The sequence below is a fragment of the Providencia rustigianii DSM 4541 genome (assembly GCF_000156395.1).
Classification (GTDB): Bacteria; Pseudomonadota; Gammaproteobacteria; order Enterobacterales; family Enterobacteriaceae; genus Providencia; species Providencia rustigianii.
On sequence record NZ_GG703817.1, the window covers coordinates 190,893 to 209,104 of the forward strand.

An 18,212-nucleotide genomic window follows, 5' to 3' on the forward strand; every position below is an offset into this window, starting at 1 on the left:
TACACTGTAATTATTCACTTTAGCAGTAGTGACACGGAAGCTTAATCACCACAAAAAAATAGTGAAGGTAAGAGATGAAATGCATCAACTGTCATGAAAATGAAGCGAATCAAGAATCAGGATGGTGTAGCCAGTGCGAGAGTTTACAGGCAAATAAAATCAATGGATTTTTATATTTACCCGCCTTAGGGCTAGTTATTACATTGGTATTATCTGTCATGGGGGGTTACGAGCTCGCCAAGGTTTTGTTCAACTACTATCAAAATAATGGATTCATTCCGCGCTTTTACATTGGAACCATTATTTTAAATTCGACTTATTTACTGCTAATTTTGATTACGTGCTATTTTTTCTTCAGCCACAGAAAAGGCGTTCGTAAATTTGTCATTCCTTACTATCTGTTTGGCATTATTATCAGTTTAGATTCTACCGTCATATTTGCCCAAGCTTATCATGTGAGACTCACTGATGCAGATTACCAACAAATGATCTCCAGCATCATCAGTGCCGTGATTTGGATCCCCTACTTTATTTTTTCAAAACGCATATCTATCGTCTTTTCAAGATAAAAAAATGCCAGCTATTTCAGTAGCTGGCATTTAACTATTTCAGTTAGCTATAACGCGATTATTTCAATACGTTATAAATCACTGTCTCACCGGCAGTCACTTGACCTTGGGCTAAAATCTCAACACCAGCAAAATCATCAATATTGCTAATAATGACTGGGCTAATCATTGATTTTGCATTGGCTTCAAGGAATGGCAAGTCGAGTTTTAGAATCGGCGTACCCGCTTCAACTTCAGCGCCTTCTTCAATTAAACGCGCACAACCTTCACCATTTAAAGCCACTGTATCGATACCCATGTGAACAATCAGTTCGATACCATTGGTCGTTTCAAGACAGAATGCATGATTGGTTGGGAAGATTTTAACAATCGTACCTGCCGCTGGTGCTAATACTTCGCTGCTGGTTGGTTTGATGGCAATACCATCGCCAACAATGCGGCTAGAAAAAGCTTCATCAGGCACATTATCCAATGAGTAAACTTGACCACTGACCGGTGCCACCAAAGATAATATAACATTACCTTTCGCTTTTTCTGGTGCAGCTTGTTTACTCTCGGTTGGAACAGGCGCAGAGACAGATGCAGCGACAGGGCCTTTAGCCAAGACTTCCGTCATTGCCTTAGCCACCAACTCAGCACGCGTACCGACAATCACCTGCACGTTTTGTTTGTTCAGACGGATAACACCCGATGCGCCAAGACGTTTGGCTAGAGATTCATTCACAACGGATGAATCTTTAACACCCAAACGTAAACGTGTAATACAAGCATCGATATTGACGAGGTTATCGCTACCACCGACCGCAGCAATGTATTGACGCGCTTCTTTTTGAATCTCGCTATCATCGCTATGTGCATCGCTGATATTTTCGTTATAACCGTCAGCGGTTTCATCTCCAGCACTGACTTCACGGCCCGGAGTTAACAGGTTGAATTTACGGATCATGAAACTAAAGATGACATAGTAAATGCCAAAGAAGACTAAACCTTGAACAATCAGCATGTACCAGTTTACGGCAAGTGGGTTACGGGTTTGTAGGAACATATCCACCAAACCAGCACTAAAGCCAAAGCCAGAAATCCACTCCATGGTTGCTGCGATATACACCGAAATACCGGTTAATATTGCATGGATTACATACAGTACAGGCGCAACGAACATAAAGGAGAATTCAAGTGGCTCAGTGATACCGGTAAAGAATGCAGCAAACGCACCTGCAATCATGATACCTGCAACTTTCGCTTTATTTTCTGGACGTGCGCAGTGGTAAATCGCTAATGCAGCGCCCGGCAGACCAAACATCATAATTGGGAAGAAACCAGCCTGATAGCGCCCTGTGATACCCACAGTTGCAAGGCCTGCATCAATTGACTTAGCACCACCAAGGAAGTTAGGAATATCATTAATTCCTGCCACATCAAACCAGAATACCGAGTTCAAGGCATGGTGTAAGCCAACTGGAATTAATAGACGGTTAAAGAATGCGTAGATACCCGCACCCACTGATCCCATATCTTTAATGCTTTCACCGAAAGAAACTAATCCGTTGTACACCACAGGCCAAACATACATCAGAATGAAAGCCAAGATGATCATCAGGAATGAGGTTAAAATCGGGACTAAACGGCGACCGCTGAAGAATGACAGCGCTTTAGGTAATTCAACACCACTGTAGCGGTTATATAACTCAGCAGAGAGAACCCCGACTAAGATACCGACAAATTGGTTGTTAATTTTATTGAATGCCGCAGGAACGGATTCCAGAGGAACATTCATAATCATAGAGTAAGATGCAGGAGAACATAGCGTTGTCACCACTAAGAATCCGACAAACCCGGTTAACGCGGCTGCGCCATCTTTATCTTTGGACATTCCGTACGCAACACCAATTGCAAACAACACTGACATGTTGTCGATAATCGCTGCACCGGATTTGATCAGTAACGCGGCGATTGCGCTATTGGCCCCCCAACCATCTGGGTCTATCCAATAACCAATCCCCATCAGGATTGCGGCGGCTGGTAAGACAGCAACAGGCACCATCAGAGCCCTACCGATCCGCTGTAAGTAGCTAAGAATATTCACAAACTCCCCCTTTGTATCGCTTTATTTTTTGTCCCATTTACAGGATCTTATTTTCACGCATCAGAATCATAACTGACAGTGTTAGATTATAGCAGTCGATAGTCTAGATGAATTTTTTCGCGATACAAAATAATTAGCTAAAATCTGTGATAAATATCAATGAAAGGATCCTGTTATTGACTAAATTAGTAGCTATTATTTAAAACTTATTTTATGATTAAAAATAAGTTTTTTATTTTATTTGCTGTATATACTCCAAGTACCTCAAGTCATAAGAAAAGAGTTAATGATGTTCAGCTTATTGGGGCTTGGGGACTAACCAGTATAAATTTAAAGAGACACTAGAGGTAAAAGTACATGAGGCTTATCCCATTAAATAATGCTCATGATGTTGGCGTATGGTCAGCGCAGTACATCGCCGATAAAATCAATGCATTTAATCCGACAGCTGAGCGCCCTTTCGTTCTAGGCTTACCCACTGGCGGTACCCCACTTGCCACATATAAAGAATTAATCGCTTTATATAAAGCAGGGAAAGTGAGCTTTAAGCATGTGGTCACGTTTAATATGGATGAATACATCGGTATCCCAAAAGAGCATCCACAAAGCTACCATACATTTATGCATCAGAATTTCTTTAATCACATTGATATTCAAGCTGAAAACATCAATTTATTGAACGGTAATGCACCGGATGTTGATGCAGAATGTCAACGTTATGAAGATAAAATCAAATCCTACGGTCAGATTGATTTATTTATGGGCGGCGTAGGTAATGATGGTCATATTGCCTTTAATGAACCTGGCTCTTCTCTGAGTTCCAGAACCAGAATTAAAACGCTGACCCCTGAGACTCGCCAAGCTAACTCTCGCTTTTTTGACAATGACATCAACCAAGTTCCCAAGTTTGCATTAACAGTGGGTGTTGCAACGCTGCTGGATTCTAAAGAACTGATGGTTCTCGCCACTGGTGCCAATAAAGCCAATGCCGTTTATGCCGCTGTTGAAGGTTCCGTCAATCACTTATGGACTATCAGCTGTGTGCAGCTTCATCCAAAAGCCATCATTGTGTGTGATGAACCCGCAACATTAGAATTGAAAGTTAAAACTCTCAAATATTTCAAACAATTAGAATGTGAAAACATTGAGAAATTTAATTGATTTATACTCAACGTTATTTTAGTCAAATTTATTATCAAAAATAGACTGAGTATCGAACACCCGATCAGCAATATCCTGCTGATCGGTGACCCATTTACTCGCGGTCAGGAGTTTTAAGCTATGTATGCACTAACTAATTGCATTATTTATACAGGTCACGAAAGACTGGAAAACCACGCTGTCATTATTGAAGGTGAAATCATCAAGGCAGTCTGTCCAGAATCCGAGCTATCCAACACGATTGAACGCAAAAATTTACAAGGCGCAATCCTTTCTGCGGGCTTTATCGACTTACAAGTTAATGGCTGTGGTGGTGTGCAATTCAATGACAATAAAGAAAATGTGACATTGAAAAACCTAGAAATAATGCAAAAAGCCAATGAGCGTTCAGGCTGCACCAGCTTCTTACCAACCTTGATTACCTGTTCCGATGAGCTGATGAAGCATGGCGTTGATGTCATGACTGAATTCCTAAAAAGCAATAAAAACCAAGCGCTTGGTTTACATATTGAAGGTCCATATATTAATCTAATTAAAAAAGGGACCCATAATCCAGAATTTATTCGTAAGCCATCCGTAGAAATGATCGATTATTTATCTGATCATGCCGATGCCATCACCATGATTACCCTCGCCCCTGAAATGGTTGAAGAACATTTTATTCACCAACTCACCGATGCTGGCATTGTGGTTTCTGCGGGTCATTCTAACGCGACCTATGATGAAGCTCGACAAGGTTTCAGAGCCGGTATTCGCGCATCGACTCACCTATTCAATGCGATGCCGTATATTTCCGGCCGTGGTCCAGGTTTAGTTGGCGCTATTTATGATACTCCAGAAGTGTATGCTGGCATTATTGCTGATGGTTTACATGTCCAATGGGCAAATATCCGCAACAGTAAAAAACTGAAAGGCGATAAGCTGGTTTTAGTCACTGATGCAACTGCACCAGCAGGAATAGATCCTGAAACTGATGAAATGGATCATTTTATCTTCGCAGGTAAAACCATATACTACCGTAATGGGCTATGTGTCGATGAAAATGGCACCCTTAGCGGTTCATCACTCACCATGATTAATGCCGTGAAAAATAGTGTTGAACAGGTTGGTATTCCACTTGATGAAACCTTAAGAATGGCAACACTTTACCCCGCCAAAGCCATTGGGGTTGATGCCAGCTTAGGTTCTATTGAAACAGGAAAAATCGCTAACTTAACAGCGTTTAACCAAGACTTCCAAGTCCTTGCAACTTACGTTAACGGAGAGGAAGTCTACAAGCATGAGTAAATAGCTAATGAATCAAAGCCACTCGCTAAAGCAAATTGGTAATATTGATCTCGTAAAACAACTAAATAGCGCTGTCGTCTACAGCCTGATTGATCAACAAGGTCCGATATCGAGAATTCAGATAGCGGAACAGAGCCAGCTTGCCCCAGCGAGTGTCACTAAGATCACCCGCCAGCTACTCGAACGTGGTTTAATTAAAGAAGTTGACCAACAGGCCTCTACTGGAGGCCGTCGTGCTATTTCCATCGTTTCCGAATATAAATATTTCCATACCATCGGTGTGCGCCTTGGTCGCTACGATGCGACCATCGCTTTATACGACCTCAGCGGAAAAATGTTAGCTGATGGGCACTACCCGATTACCGAACCCTCACAACAAATTGTTGAGCAAAAATTAATTGCTGCCTTAGAAGATTTTATTGGGTTACACCAACGGCGTATTAAAGAACTGATTGCGATTTCCGTTATTTTGCCGGGTTTAGTGAATCCTCATTCCGGTGTTGTCCATTATATGCCTCACATCAAAGTGGATAACTGGCATTTAATTGATAACCTACAGCAACATTTCAACCTCACCTGCTATGTTGGGCATGATATTCGCAGCCTAGCGCTCGCTGAGAGTTATTTTGGGGCAACCCGAGATTGTGAAGACTCTCTCCTTGTACGCATTCACAGAGGCGCTGGAGCAGGATTAGTGCTCAATAAAGAGATACTGCTTAACCATCGAGGTAATCTTGGAGAGATTGGGCATATTCAAGTCGACCCTCTCGGGGAGCTCTGCCACTGTGGAAACTTCGGTTGCTTAGAAACTATTGCATCCAATCAAGCTATTGAAACTCGAGTCAAACAACGTCTTGAGCAAGGTTACTCCAGCCAACTCACCCTTGATGCCTGCTCTATTACTCAAATTTGCCAAGCCGCCAATAAAGGCGATGCTCTGGCAACAGAAGTGATTCAGCATGTAGGGAGGCAGATAGGAAAAGCGATTGCGATCACGATAAACCTATTCAATCCAGAAAAAGTGGTTATCGCGGGGGACATCATCGAGGCGGAAAATATTCTGTTACCCGCGATTCAAAGCTGTATTGACTCGCAAGCACTCAAAGGTTTTCGTGAAAACTTACCCGTTGTTACCTCGCAATTGGTGCATAATTCAGCAATTGGTGCTTTTGCACTGACTAAACGCGCCATGTTAAACGGTGAGTTACTACAGAAGTTATTAGAAAACTAATTTATTGGCTTTCTTGAAATGGTTTCTTTCGTTTTTTTGTTATTGATACGTGACTGTTTTATCGTCATCTAATCAAAGTAAATGTCATTTTTCTAAATTCAGGGTTGTTTTTTGCTGACTTTATCGACAAAATGATTATTCATCAAACAAACGAACGCATTTTCTAAAAAATAGTGCAAAAAGCTGTTGACTGTACTGCCTGTAATTAGCATAATGCGCCCCGCAACGCCGATGAAGGTAATGCAAAAAAAGATGGCTATGTAGCTCAGCTGGTTAGAGCACAACACTCATAATGTTGGGGTCACAGGTTCGAATCCCGTCATAGCCACCATATTTTTGCGGGAGTGGCGAAATTGGTAGACGCACCAGATTTAGGTTCTGGCGCCGCAAGGTGTGCAAGTTCAAGTCTTGTCTCCCGCACCATTTCCTTCTCGGTTAAAATTGAATTTAAGATATTGGGGTATCGCCAAGCGGTAAGGCACCAGGTTTTGATCCTGGCATCCCCAGGTTCGAATCCTGGTACCCCAGCCATCTTAAAGACAATAGTTACTCAGAATTAATAATAGATATTCTCGGATGGGGTATCGCCAAGCGGTAAGGCACCAGGTTTTGATCCTGGCATCCCCAGGTTCGAATCCTGGTACCCCAGCCATCTATTATCCTTCCAAGCAGTAAAATCACACAGTAAAGAAATTAAAACGGCTATGTAGCTCAGCTGGTTAGAGCACAACACTCATAATGTTGGGGTCACAGGTTCGAATCCCGTCATAGCCACCATTTCTTTTTTTGTTGGGGTATCGCCAAGCGGTAAGGCACCAGGTTTTGATCCTGGCATCCCCAGGTTCGAATCCTGGTACCCCAGCCATCTCTTCTTCAATATTTATCCCTACCTAAGTAAATTCTCAGATTACGATTATTTATTAAATCCTAGTTTTTTGATTTAACCCATCTTTAAATTTTAATTTAACTCTTGCTGAAATATTTAATACACATCATTTACTTTTGTGTAACTTTTATATCGGATCTGTGATACTCATCATTTTCTTGTAACCTGAGAAAGTGATAACCTTGCGACGAATTGTAGTTAGATTAGATTAGTAATACGTGAGCCCCCATCCCGTCTTAAATTATCAGTCCGACTTTCCAATCAACAACCAAACTCAGTTGTAAAAACCAATAATTATAATTGCTCTAACACAACATTTTTACAGAGAAAATTTATGCGAAACATAATAAAAGAACCACTATATAAAATTTTATATGTGCAGGTTATCGTCGCCATCACTTTAGGTATCGCCCTTGGACATTTTTTCCCAGATATCGGAGAGTCGTTAAAACCGCTGGGTGATGCATTTATCAAAATCGTTAAAATGATTATCGCACCTGTCATTTTCCTGACCGTTGTTACAGGAATTGCGGGAATGACTAACATGAGAACGGTAGGAAGCGTGGCGGGTAAAGCCATGCTGTACTTTATTACCTTCTCAACCGTTGCGCTTATTATTGGCTTAATCGTCGGTAACGTCATTCAGCCAGGCGCTGGATTAAATATTGACCCTGCAACTTTAGATAATTCAAAAGTTGCTGGCTACGTAGAGAAAGCTCACGAGTCGTCCATCGTTGGCTTCTTTATGAATATCATTCCAGATACCGTGATTAGCCCTCTGGTAAACGGAAACATTCTGCAAGTATTATTTATCTCTATTATTTTTGGTTTGGCATTGGCATCAACTGGTAAGCACGGTGAACCGATTGTTAGACTGCTGCAAAACTTCTCTGAGCCAGTCTTCAAAATGGTTGCTATGTTGATGAAACTGGCACCTATCGGCGCATTCGGTGCAATGGCATTTACCATTGGTAAATATGGTATTTCGTCGATTGGTAACTTAATGATGCTGATTATGACGTTCTACATCACATCATTATTATTTGTACTGGTTGTTCTAGGTGCCGTAGCTAAATACAACGGCTTCTCCATCATTGCTTTAATCAAATATATCAAAGATGAATTATGGTTGGTTTTAGGAACCTCTTCTTCTGAAGCGGCACTACCCAGCTTAATGAGAAAAATGGAACACGCCGGCTGTGAAAAATCGGTGGTAGGTTTAGTTATTCCAACGGGTTATTCATTTAACCTCGATGGTACTAACATCTATATGACCATGGCAGCACTGTTTATTGCTCAAGCGACCAATATTGACCTGACTATTTGGGAGCAAGTTTCTCTTCTGTTAGTCGCAATGATCAGTTCTAAAGGTGCCGCGGGTGTAACTGGTGCAGGTTTCATTACCTTAGCCGCAACGTTAATGGTTGTTCCAAGTGTGCCTGTTGCAGGTATGGCTCTAATTCTGGGTATCGACCGCTTTATGTCTGAGTGCCGTGCTCTGACTAACTTAGTCGGTAACGCTTGTGCCTGTATCGTTGTCGCTCGCTGGGAAAAAGAGTTAGATACAGAAAAGCTGGCTCACGCATTCTCAACTAAAAGTGAGTCTTTAGATTCAATCATCACTGAAGAAGATGTTGCTGTTCAACCAACAGCTTCTATAGATGTCGCGAACAAACAATAATTTGCCTACCATCTAATAAAACAAGCCGCTATTGCGGCTTGTTTTATTTAAATCGAATTAATACTTTACTCTACAGCCCCAGCGCATATTTCAGTGCCAATTTTTTTGCTTCTCCGGCGCGTTGGGCTGTCATCAAGCCCAAGTTTCGCAGCATTTTCAAACCCGGTAAATTTTCACTGAATGCCATATAAAACACATCCATACCAGCTTGCATTGCAAGGTTATCAGGTAAGCGACGGCGTTGATAACGCTTGAGTACATCCAGAGATTCCCAAGCTTCAATGCATTCTCGAGCTTGGTAGATCACGTTCAGTAAAACATCCACATCACGATAGCCAAGGTTAACACCCTGCCCCGCTAATGGGTTGATCGTGTGCGCAGCGTCACCAATCAGTACCAACCCGTCCATCACATAACGGCTAGCATGGTGACGCGTTAATGGAAATGCCCCAGAGGCAACGGCATTTACCTCGCCGAGACGCTCTGGAAATGCTTCAGTAATTGCCCCCGTGAGCTGCTCCATCGACATACTTTGAAGACGACGAATTTTGGCAGGGCTGTCATACCATACTAACGAAGCCCAATTATCATACAGCGGTAAAAATGCCCGAGGTCCAGAGGGGTAAAATTTTTGCCATGTACGATCTTGTTGCGGCTCATTTGTTTGGATGGTAATCAGCATGCACGACTGGCGATACTGCCAACCACGACTACCAATACCCGCCATTTTACGCACTTGGGAATTTGCGCCATCAGCGCCAACCACTAATTTCGTGTTAAGAATGCGCCCATCATCCAGCTCAACCATCCACAATTTTTGGCCTTGTGGCTGAGATAAATTAATTAACGAGGCTGGGCAAACTAAGTCGAGATTGCTGTATTGTTCACACTCTCGCCATAATGCAAGTTGCAAAACACGGTTTTCTACCATAAAACCCAACTCAGGCAAGCCTAAGCTTTTGGCATCAAAGATGACATTGCTACCCGGATCTTCCCACGTTTCTAATTCGCGATAAGGTGCACTGCGCATGGCTTCCACATGTTTCCATGCACCTAATTGCTTCAGTAATTCAACTGAAGCACTACTGATTGCAGAAATTCGCACATCGGGAGCTGTTTTGGAGTCAAACTCTACAGGCTGGGCTTTTTCGAGCAAAGCCACTTTCATCCCTTCTTGGGCGAATCCTAATGCCGCAGCTGCACCTGTCATACCTGCGCCGACAACGACAACATCATAAAATTCTGTTAGTTTATTCATCATAGTGGCTGCTATTAACTATTTGATTTGTTTAGTATACCGAAATTTTCTCACCCCCGCAGGCAATATCTGCGCTTGAGCTCTGGTCACTGATGCCTCAAATGAATACAATACTCATCAATCTTTAAAACAATAGGCAAATAGCCTGCCCTTAAGCATTTGGTGATGATATTATTTTAGCATGTTATTACTGAGTGATTTTTGCATTTAATCCATCAGAGAACGCTGTTCTTAATCAAAATGTGGTTAAATCACCAACAATATAGGGTAGGACTTTGGATTTACAACGCGTTTCGAAGTCCATAATTAAGCTCTTCGAAAACACCGGATATACGACATGTCGACAAATAAAAAGTTATATATGAAAACTTGGGGCTGCCAGATGAACGAATACGATTCATCTAAAATGGTCTCTTTATTAGAAAGCACCCACGGCTATCAACTGACTGACATTGCTGAAGAAGCAGATCTGTTGTTATTAAACACGTGTTCTATCCGCGAAAAAGCCCAAGAGAAGGTATTCCATCAGCTGGGTCGTTGGAAATTTTTCAAAGATAAAAAACCTGACATCATCATTGGTGTTGGCGGTTGCGTCGCATCTCAGGAAGGTGATTTTATTCGCCAGCGTGCTCCTTGTGTGGATATTGTTTTTGGACCACAAACATTGCATCGCTTACCTGAAATGATTAACCAAATTCAAGGTAATCGTAGCCCAATTATTGATATCAGCTTCCCTGAAATTGAGAAATTTGACAATCTTCCTGAACCTCGTGCAGAAGGCCCAACGGCATTCGTTTCTATTATGGAAGGCTGCAATAAATATTGCACATTCTGTGTCGTTCCTTATACCCGAGGAGAAGAAGTTAGCCGCCCTTGTGACGATATTTTATTTGAAATCGCCCAACTGGCTGCCCAAGGTGTGCGTGAAGTGAACTTACTTGGCCAAAATGTTAACGCCTATCGTGGTGCAACCTTTGATGGTGAAATCTGTTCATTTGCAGAATTGTTGCGCTTAGTCGCCTCTATCGATGGTATCGATCGCGTACGCTTCACCACCAGCCACCCGATTGAATTTACTGATGACATTATCGAGGTCTATCGCGACACTCCGGAATTAGTGAGCTTCTTACACCTACCGGTTCAAAGTGGTTCAGACCGTATTCTGACCATGATGAAACGTGCTCATACGGCATTAGAGTACAAAGCCATTATCCGTAAATTACGTGAAGCACGTCCGGGGATCTTAATTAGCTCTGACTTTATTGTCGGTTTCCCGGGGGAAACAACAGAAGACTTCGAAAAAACCATGAAGCTCATTGCCGACGTGAATTTTGATATGAGCTACAGCTTTGTCTATTCAGCACGCCCTGGTACGCCAGCGGCAGATTTACCGGATGACGTGACTGAAGATGAGAAAAAACAGCGCCTGTATCTGCTGCAACAACGCATTAATCAGCAAGCAATGAGCTTCAGCCGTGCCATGCTGGGTACAGTGCAACGTATTTTAGTGGAAGGTACTTCACGTAAAAATGTGATGGAGCTTTCAGGCCGAACCGAAAATAACCGAGTGGTGAACTTTGAAGGCACCCCAGATATGATCGGTAAGTTTGTCGATGTCGAAATCGTCGATGTTTATACTAACTCTTTACGCGGCAAAGTGATTCGTACGGAAGATCAAATGGATCTGCGTGTTCACGAATCCCCAGAATCTGTAATTGCCCGTACTCGTAAAGAAGATGAACTTGGTGTTGGTAATTTCCAACCCTAAAGATAGGATACTCAGTGACCGATAACAAACCTGTGCAAATTGCCACACAAGAAATTTTTTTAGAGCCCGCAGATAATCAACGTTTGATGAGCCTTTGCGGGCCATTTGACGACAATATTAAGCAGTTAGAGCGTCGTCTCGGCGTTGAAATTAATCGCCGTGATAACCGTTTTAAACTCTCGGGTAAAGCGCTTAATATCCAAGCTGCCAGTAAAATTTTGCGTCAGTTGTATGTGGATACCGCGCCAATTCGTGGCGTAATCCCTGATATTGACCCAGAAAATATTCACCTTGCCATTGTCGATAGCCGAGTGCTTGAACAATCCGCAGAAAGCGTACCTGATTATGGTAAAGCAGTGAATATCAAAACCAAGCGTGGCGTGATCAAGCCTCGTACCCCAAATCAGGCGCAATATATCGCCAATATCTTAGATCATGATATTACATTTGGGATTGGGCCTGCGGGTACAGGGAAAACTTACTTAGCGGTTGCAGCGGCGGTAGATGCTTTAGAACGTCAAGAAGTGCGTCGAATTCTCCTTACCCGCCCTGCGGTTGAGGCGGGCGAAAAACTGGGATTCTTACCGGGTGATTTAAGTCAAAAAGTCGACCCCTATTTACGCCCGTTATATGACGCTCTATTTGAAATGTTAGGTTTCGAAAAAGTTGAAAAACTGATCGAACGTAACGTCATTGAAGTGGCGCCACTGGCTTATATGCGTGGTCGTACGCTTAATGATGCTTTTATTATTTTGGATGAGAGCCAAAACACCACCATCGAACAGATGAAAATGTTTTTGACGCGCATCGGCTTTAATTCAAAAGCGGTTGTCACTGGGGATATTACCCAAGTGGATTTACCAAGAGGCAGTAAATCAGGCTTAAGACATGCCATTGAAGTGCTTTCCAATGTGGATGATTTAAGCTTTAATTTCTTTCACAGTGAAGACGTGGTTCGCCATCCTGTCGTTGCAAAAGTCGTCATGGCTTATGAAGCATGGGAAGAGCAAGACAGCAAACGTCGCCAACAGTTAAAAGAAGAAAAAGAGCAACAACGCGAGCTTGAAAAGCAGGAAAACCACTAAATGAGTGACGTCATTCTCGATTTACAGATTGCTAGTGAAAATATCGAAGGTTTACCTTCTGAAGCAATGTTCCAGCACTGGGTCAATGCCGTATTACCTAAATTTCAAGCTGAAAGTGAAGTCACTATTCGTATTGTTGACGAAGCCGAAAGCCATGATTTAAATTTGACTTACCGCGGTAAAGACAAGCCAACAAATGTGCTCTCTTTCCCTTTTGAAGCGCCACCAGAGATTGAATTACCACTCTTAGGTGACCTGATTATTTGCCGCCAAGTGGTTGAAAAAGAAGCCACTGAACAGCAAAAAAGTGAAGAAGAACATTGGGCGCATATGGTGGTACATGGTTGCCTACATTTACTGGGTTATGATCATATTGAAGATGATGAAGCCGAAGAAATGGAAGGGTTAGAAACCGAGATCCTCGCTGAGATGGGCTATGCAGATCCCTATCTTGCGGAAAAAGAGTGAGATCTCTATAATTTTTTAACAGAAAGTGTAGTTTTCCAACGCTAACTCATAAATTGTATAGCTAAATAAAATGTTTTAAGCTAACAATTAACTACCCTAGTAATATGGGTTAGCGATATTTTTTAATTAACTGAGGAATAATAAATTAAACGCCATGAGCGACGATAACTCTTCGAGTAGTGATAACCCTGGACCTAAGAAAGGTTTTTTTTCCCTCTTAAATCAACTTTTCCATGGTGAGCCAAAAAACCGTGATGATTTGGTCGAATTAATTCGTGACTCTGAACAGAACGATTTGATTGACCCCGATACCCGTGAAATGCTGGAAGGCGTTATGGATATCGCAGATCAGCGGGTGCGCGACATCATGATCCCTCGCTCTCAAATTGTTACCTTAAAACGTAACCAAACTCTTGATGAGTGCCTTGATGTCATTATTGACTCAGCCCACTCTCGCTTCCCTGTTATCAGCGAAGATAAAGACCATATTGAAGGGTTATTAATGGCAAAAGACTTGCTGCCATTTATGCGTACTGACGCAGAACCATTTAGTATTGATAAAGTGTTACGCCAAGCCGTTGTTGTTCCTGAAAGTAAACGAGTAGACCGCTTACTCAAAGAATTCCGTTCCCAGCGCTACCATATGGCCATCGTCATCGATGAGTTTGGTGGAGTGTCTGGTCTTGTGACCATTGAAGATATCTTAGAGTTGATTGTGGGTGAAATTGAAGATGAATATGATGACCAAGATGATGTCGATATTCGTCAATTGAGTCTTCACTCTTATTCTGTCCGCGCATTAACCCAAATTGAAGACTTCAATGACGCATTTGGTACCCATTTTAGTGATGAAGAAGTGGATACTGTGGGTGGCTTAGTGATGCAAGCCTTTGGGCACTTGCCTTCTCGAGGCGAAACCATCACTATCGATAATTACCAGTTTAAAGTTTCAATGGCCGATAGCCGTCGAATTATACTGCTACAAGTTAAAATTCCAGACGATGCACCGGTTCCTACTTTGGATAAAGAACAGAGTTAATGAACTTTACATCAATGACTCAAAGCCAGTGGTCTCGATTACTGCTGGCTTTACTATTCGGGGCCAGTGGTACGCTGGCTTTTTCGCCTTTTGATCTTTGGCCTGCCGCATTACTCTCAATCTTATTTCTTCAACTACTCACCCTTAATCGCACGGCTAAGCAATCTTTTGCCATCGCCTTTGCTTGGGGATTCGGTTTATTTGGTAGTGGGGTTAATTGGGTCTATGTGAGTATTGCTGATTTCGGTGGAATGCCAGATGCGGTTAACGTCTTTATTGTTATCTTGCTCGCGGCCTATCTCTCGCTGTATCCGGGACTATTTGGTGCATTACTCGCTAAGCTCACACCCAATGCGACACTCTGGCGCCTAGCCTTTGTTGCACCTGCATTATGGCAATTCACTGAGTTTCTACGTGGATGGGTACTCACTGGCTTCCCATGGCTACAATTCGGCTATAGCCAAATTGATGGTCCGATGAAATCATTAGCCCCCATATTCGGTGTGGAAATGATCACTTTGCTGCTATTTTGTATCAGCGGCTTACTTGTTTTCGCCTTAGTCCGTCGCAGCTTAATGGCTGTCGCCTGCGCCGCCATTTTATTATTTGCCCCACTGCTGGCAAAAAATCTCCAATGGTTTACCCCATTAGATGATAAAAAAATGGAGGTGGCTTTAGTACAGGGCAATATTCCCCAAGCAATGAAGTGGGAAGCCGGATTCTTACAGCACACCAAAGACTTGTATGTAAAACTGTCCAGCCCCTATATTGGCAAAGCCGATATGATTATCTGGCCAGAGTCTGCCGTCCCGTCGGTGGAATTAGAAAACCAAGCATGGTTAAAAGCGCTGGATACATTACTTGCTGAGACCAAGACACGGTTAATCACCGGGATTGTTGATGCAAAACCAGGAGATGGTCACCTTGAGTTTTATAACTCGATTATTGTGCTGGGTGATGAGAAAAAACCGTATTTATACCCATCCAAGAATCGTTATAACAAACATCATTTAGTTCCATTTGGTGAATTTGTCCCTCTAGAAGACTTACTCAGACCACTGGCGCCATTCTTTAATCTGCCAATGTCTGGTTTTAGTCGTGGTGATTACCAACAAGCCCAACTCGCTTTAGGTAATATCCATCTGACAGCAACAATTTGCTATGAAATTATTTTGGGCACGCAAGTTCGAGATAACTTCAAGCCAGATAGTGACTACTTGCTGACAATCTCCAATGATGCATGGTTTGGAGAGTCTATTGGTCCTTGGCAGCATTTCCAAATGGCAAGAATGCGTTCTCTTGAATTAGGTCGTCCATTATTGCGTTCAACCAATAACGGCGTCACTGCGGTAATTAATGCAGATGGCACAATCCAAGATATGCTTCCTCAGTTTCAAACTGCGGTTCTTGCAACACAAGTCACTCCAACTACGGGCTTAACACCTTATGCTCGCTGGAGTAATTGGCCAATGTGGGGAACTGTTGTGGTATTTGGTGTGATGGGCTTTATCTTCAGTCGACGTCAAAAACATCAGTAATATCGTATAATGCGAATTGGTAATCCCCAATAGATTCAATATTCTATTGGGGATTTTTTATATTAACCAACTAGTTGCCCCTGTACATTCGCAATCCCAATAGAAACGATGCATCCTGCATTAAAGTCTAAATAGTCATCCTCTATACCATCTGAAAAAATAATCCCATTTTCAGGCATCAATGATTCAAGTAACAATGGATTACTCAAATCAATGGAGCCAAACACCAATTCAGTTCCCGTAGTTTTACTCAAAAAAGGTTCTCGAACACTGAACTGTAGGCGCTTTTCTCCCCAACCAAATCCTTGAGACAGTGGATGGGAGTGAGTGCCTGCTATAGCTTGAGCTCCCGCCAAAATAGACTGGAACCACCCCGTTGATCCCAACCCTGTAGAAACAATAATCCCAGATGAAGATTGGTATTCTTGCTGTCCTTGCCATTTCACCAAATAACGGGCAGAAGTATGACTTTTGGGACCGATAAATAAATCATTTACAGCTAATATTGTCTGCCCATCATTGGTTTTCGCTTCAGCAAAAGTCACCGATTTAGAGACTATCTTGCCATTTAATGTTCTCGTCACTACTTCCGATAATTGCCCGATTTCAAACGGCAGTAATTTGCCATCCCATCGAGAGGGATCTGGATTAATAGCAATGACTGGCTGACCATTTAAATATTTCAGTGTGTTAGCTACTAAGCCATCCTGCCCAATCACCACAATAATATCCCGCGATGAAAATTGATAACTGGGCAATAATTGTCTTTCGAGTAATTGGAAGCGCCCCATTTTCTTTAATATCCCTTCAGCCTGAATTAATTGCTTCTGGTAAAGATCATGCTCAAGTAAGTAATCGCTCACTTCAACATGATTGTGTTCAAGATAAAACTTCGCTTGCGGCCAAGTATTAAATCGCTCAATTAACGCCTGCATCCGTGTTTTTCGTGTTACTAATACAAATCGTGCATCGTCGAATTGACTCATGATTTAGCCCCCTTTTTCATCAGTTGACCAAAAAGATCTGGTGAGAAGTTAATTTCGCCAATTTTTCCTGCATTTTGAGCCAAGGATTCAAAGGCCATTGCCATCAATTGCTCGGGATTCATCTTCGCAAGCGCCATCGCTTTTAAATTTTCTACCGGCAATTGGCTATAAGCTTTCATTTTAGATTCAATCGCATAAGCATCGGCATCTGATTGAGTTCGTTGATTTTCTGCACTAAGAGCGACTAATTCATTACGCTTGGCTTCTAAACTCACTTGTGAAACCAGCTCCTCTTGCTCAATTTCAGCACGTTCACGCAGTAGGGTTCGCTCATTATCAAGACGAGCCTCTTCAATTTGTTGTTCTTTCGCTTGCACGGATAAATCAGTTTCTAATTCTGCCTCTTTTATTGTTCTCTCTTGCTCTACAGAGAATTTTCGCCGTGCATAAATCGCATCATCGGCTTCTTTTAAAATAGCCTCTCTGGCCTGCGCTTCTAAGGCTTTTTGAGTTTCTGGTGACGGCATAATCCCAGAAATAGAAACCTCTAAAATTTCAATTCCCAACGACTCAATCGACGACTGCATTGCCAATTGTTGAGTCACTAACATCACCAATGTTTGCCCCATTAGCAGCGATTCTTTTAGTGGCGTTGTTTGTACTTTAGCCTGAATCAACGTTTGAGCGGTACGGACGACCCTATCAGTAAGCTTTAACGGATCCTCAGATAAGTAACTTTTACCATCATGAGCTAAGTTGAAATTCAATACATTTGCCGTCTTTTCAGGAAACTTCACCTGAAAAGAAATTTGCCCTTGAATACGTAAACTTTGAAAATCTGCTGTTTGCAAATTAAAAATAAATGGCGCTTCTTGAGCATTTAATGGCAGCGCCGAAATTGATGTCTTATCCGCGTTATACCAAAAACTAATTCCTTTTCCCTGCTTACGAACAGCACCATTTACAGACTGAATAACAAACGTTGATGAATCTGATTTGAAATATTTAAAATTAAACATAGTGACCTCTCTTGTTATTGTCCTTATGACCTTAAGCAATTATTGTCTTAATGACACAAACAAGTCAACACTTAAATGTCATAATGACAATAATGATCTTTTCGCGTATAGTTTGTTCATTGAGAATGAAAGAAAATAGGTCAATAACCC

14 protein-coding genes and 6 tRNA genes are annotated in these 18,212 nt (G+C 42.1%); 16 read left to right on the forward strand and 4 right to left on the reverse strand.

All coding sequences use genetic code 11. The features are described 5' to 3' along the window. The first annotated feature begins 74 nt into the window (after nt 1–74). Nucleotides 75–569 (forward strand): DUF2569 domain-containing protein, encoded by a 495-nt coding sequence (locus tag PROVRUST_RS00935; protein WP_006812795.1) that lies wholly within the window; start codon nt 75–77, stop codon nt 567–569. Nucleotides 570–627: 58 nt separating this feature from the next. On the opposite strand, the gene nagE is transcribed toward PROVRUST_RS00935, so the two are convergent. Further along, on the reverse strand, nt 628–2,655 hold the full coding sequence (gene nagE / locus PROVRUST_RS00940) for an N-acetylglucosamine-specific PTS transporter subunit IIBC (protein WP_039854008.1): 2,028 nt from the start codon (nt 2,653–2,655) through the stop codon (nt 628–630). A gap of 357 nt (nt 2,656–3,012) precedes the next feature. Between nagE and nagB the strand changes: the two genes are divergently transcribed. The 10 genes from nagB to PROVRUST_RS00990 all read left to right on the forward strand — a co-directional run bounded on the left by nagB (nt 3,013) and on the right by PROVRUST_RS00990 (nt 8,901). Beyond that, a complete protein-coding gene (nagB, locus tag PROVRUST_RS00945; protein ID WP_006812797.1) occupies nt 3,013–3,816 on the forward strand; it encodes a glucosamine-6-phosphate deaminase in 804 nt (267 codons plus the stop codon). A gap of 120 nt (nt 3,817–3,936) precedes the next feature. Then, nucleotides 3,937–5,103: an N-acetylglucosamine-6-phosphate deacetylase gene (nagA, locus tag PROVRUST_RS00950; protein ID WP_006812798.1), complete on the forward strand. Its 1,167-nt coding sequence runs from the start codon at nt 3,937–3,939 to the stop codon at nt 5,101–5,103. Between the two features lie 7 nt (nt 5,104–5,110). Beyond that, a complete protein-coding gene (gene nagC / locus PROVRUST_RS00955; RefSeq protein WP_006812799.1) occupies nt 5,111–6,334 on the forward strand; it encodes a DNA-binding transcriptional regulator NagC in 1,224 nt (407 codons plus the stop codon). 254 nt (nt 6,335–6,588) lie between these two features. Beyond that, nucleotides 6,589–6,665: transfer RNA gene (locus tag PROVRUST_RS00960), tRNA-Met, on the forward strand. Between the two features lie 7 nt (nt 6,666–6,672). Next, nucleotides 6,673–6,757 (forward strand) — tRNA-Leu (locus PROVRUST_RS00965). A 33-nt stretch (nt 6,758–6,790) separates the two neighbouring features. Then, nucleotides 6,791–6,865 (forward strand) — tRNA-Gln (locus tag PROVRUST_RS00970). Between the two features lie 46 nt (nt 6,866–6,911). Beyond that, nucleotides 6,912–6,986, forward strand: a tRNA-Gln gene (locus PROVRUST_RS00975). A gap of 48 nt (nt 6,987–7,034) precedes the next feature. Beyond that, nucleotides 7,035–7,111: transfer RNA gene (locus PROVRUST_RS00980), tRNA-Met, on the forward strand. Between the two features lie 13 nt (nt 7,112–7,124). Next, nucleotides 7,125–7,199, forward strand: a tRNA-Gln gene (locus PROVRUST_RS00985). 355 nt (nt 7,200–7,554) lie between these two features. Further along, nucleotides 7,555–8,901: a dicarboxylate/amino acid:cation symporter gene (locus PROVRUST_RS00990; protein ID WP_006812800.1), complete on the forward strand. Its 1,347-nt coding sequence runs from the start codon at nt 7,555–7,557 to the stop codon at nt 8,899–8,901. A gap of 70 nt (nt 8,902–8,971) precedes the next feature. Here PROVRUST_RS00990 and ubiF read toward each other — a convergent pair whose 3' ends face one another. Next, on the reverse strand, nt 8,972–10,159 hold the full coding sequence (gene ubiF / locus PROVRUST_RS00995) for a 3-demethoxyubiquinol 3-hydroxylase (RefSeq protein ID WP_039854353.1): 1,188 nt from the start codon (nt 10,157–10,159) through the stop codon (nt 8,972–8,974). Nucleotides 10,160–10,496: 337 nt separating this feature from the next. Between ubiF and miaB the strand changes: the two genes are divergently transcribed. From miaB to lnt, 5 genes are all read left to right on the forward strand, one after another. Continuing rightward, nucleotides 10,497–11,927: a tRNA (N6-isopentenyl adenosine(37)-C2)-methylthiotransferase MiaB gene (gene miaB / locus PROVRUST_RS01000; protein ID WP_006812802.1), complete on the forward strand. Its 1,431-nt coding sequence runs from the start codon at nt 10,497–10,499 to the stop codon at nt 11,925–11,927. 86 nt (nt 11,928–12,013) lie between these two features. Then, nucleotides 12,014–13,012, forward strand: a complete 999-nt coding sequence (locus PROVRUST_RS01005) for a PhoH family protein (protein WP_154600588.1) — start codon at nt 12,014–12,016, stop codon at nt 13,010–13,012. Continuing rightward, a complete protein-coding gene (gene ybeY, locus PROVRUST_RS01010) occupies nt 13,013–13,480 on the forward strand; it encodes an rRNA maturation RNase YbeY (protein ID WP_006812804.1) in 468 nt (155 codons plus the stop codon). It begins immediately after the preceding gene. A 154-nt stretch (nt 13,481–13,634) separates the two neighbouring features. After that, complete coding sequence (corC, locus tag PROVRUST_RS01015; protein ID WP_006812805.1) at nt 13,635–14,519, forward strand: CNNM family magnesium/cobalt transport protein CorC; 885 nt, start codon at nt 13,635–13,637, stop codon at nt 14,517–14,519. Next, nucleotides 14,519–16,057, forward strand: a complete 1,539-nt coding sequence (gene lnt / locus PROVRUST_RS01020) for an apolipoprotein N-acyltransferase (RefSeq protein WP_006812806.1) — start codon at nt 14,519–14,521, stop codon at nt 16,055–16,057. The genes corC and lnt overlap by 1 nt, the downstream gene beginning before the upstream one ends. Before the next feature lie 62 nt (nt 16,058–16,119). Here lnt and PROVRUST_RS01025 read toward each other — a convergent pair whose 3' ends face one another. Both PROVRUST_RS01025 and PROVRUST_RS01030 read right to left on the reverse strand, forming a co-directional pair. After that, a complete protein-coding gene (locus tag PROVRUST_RS01025) occupies nt 16,120–17,043 on the reverse strand; it encodes a diacylglycerol kinase catalytic domain-containing protein (protein WP_006812807.1) in 924 nt (307 codons plus the stop codon). After that, nucleotides 17,040–18,062 (reverse strand): SPFH domain-containing protein, encoded by a 1,023-nt coding sequence (locus PROVRUST_RS01030; RefSeq protein WP_006812808.1) that lies wholly within the window; start codon nt 18,060–18,062, stop codon nt 17,040–17,042. Before PROVRUST_RS01030 ends, PROVRUST_RS01025 begins: the two co-directional genes overlap by 4 nt. Nucleotides 18,063–18,212 lie beyond the last annotated feature (150 nt).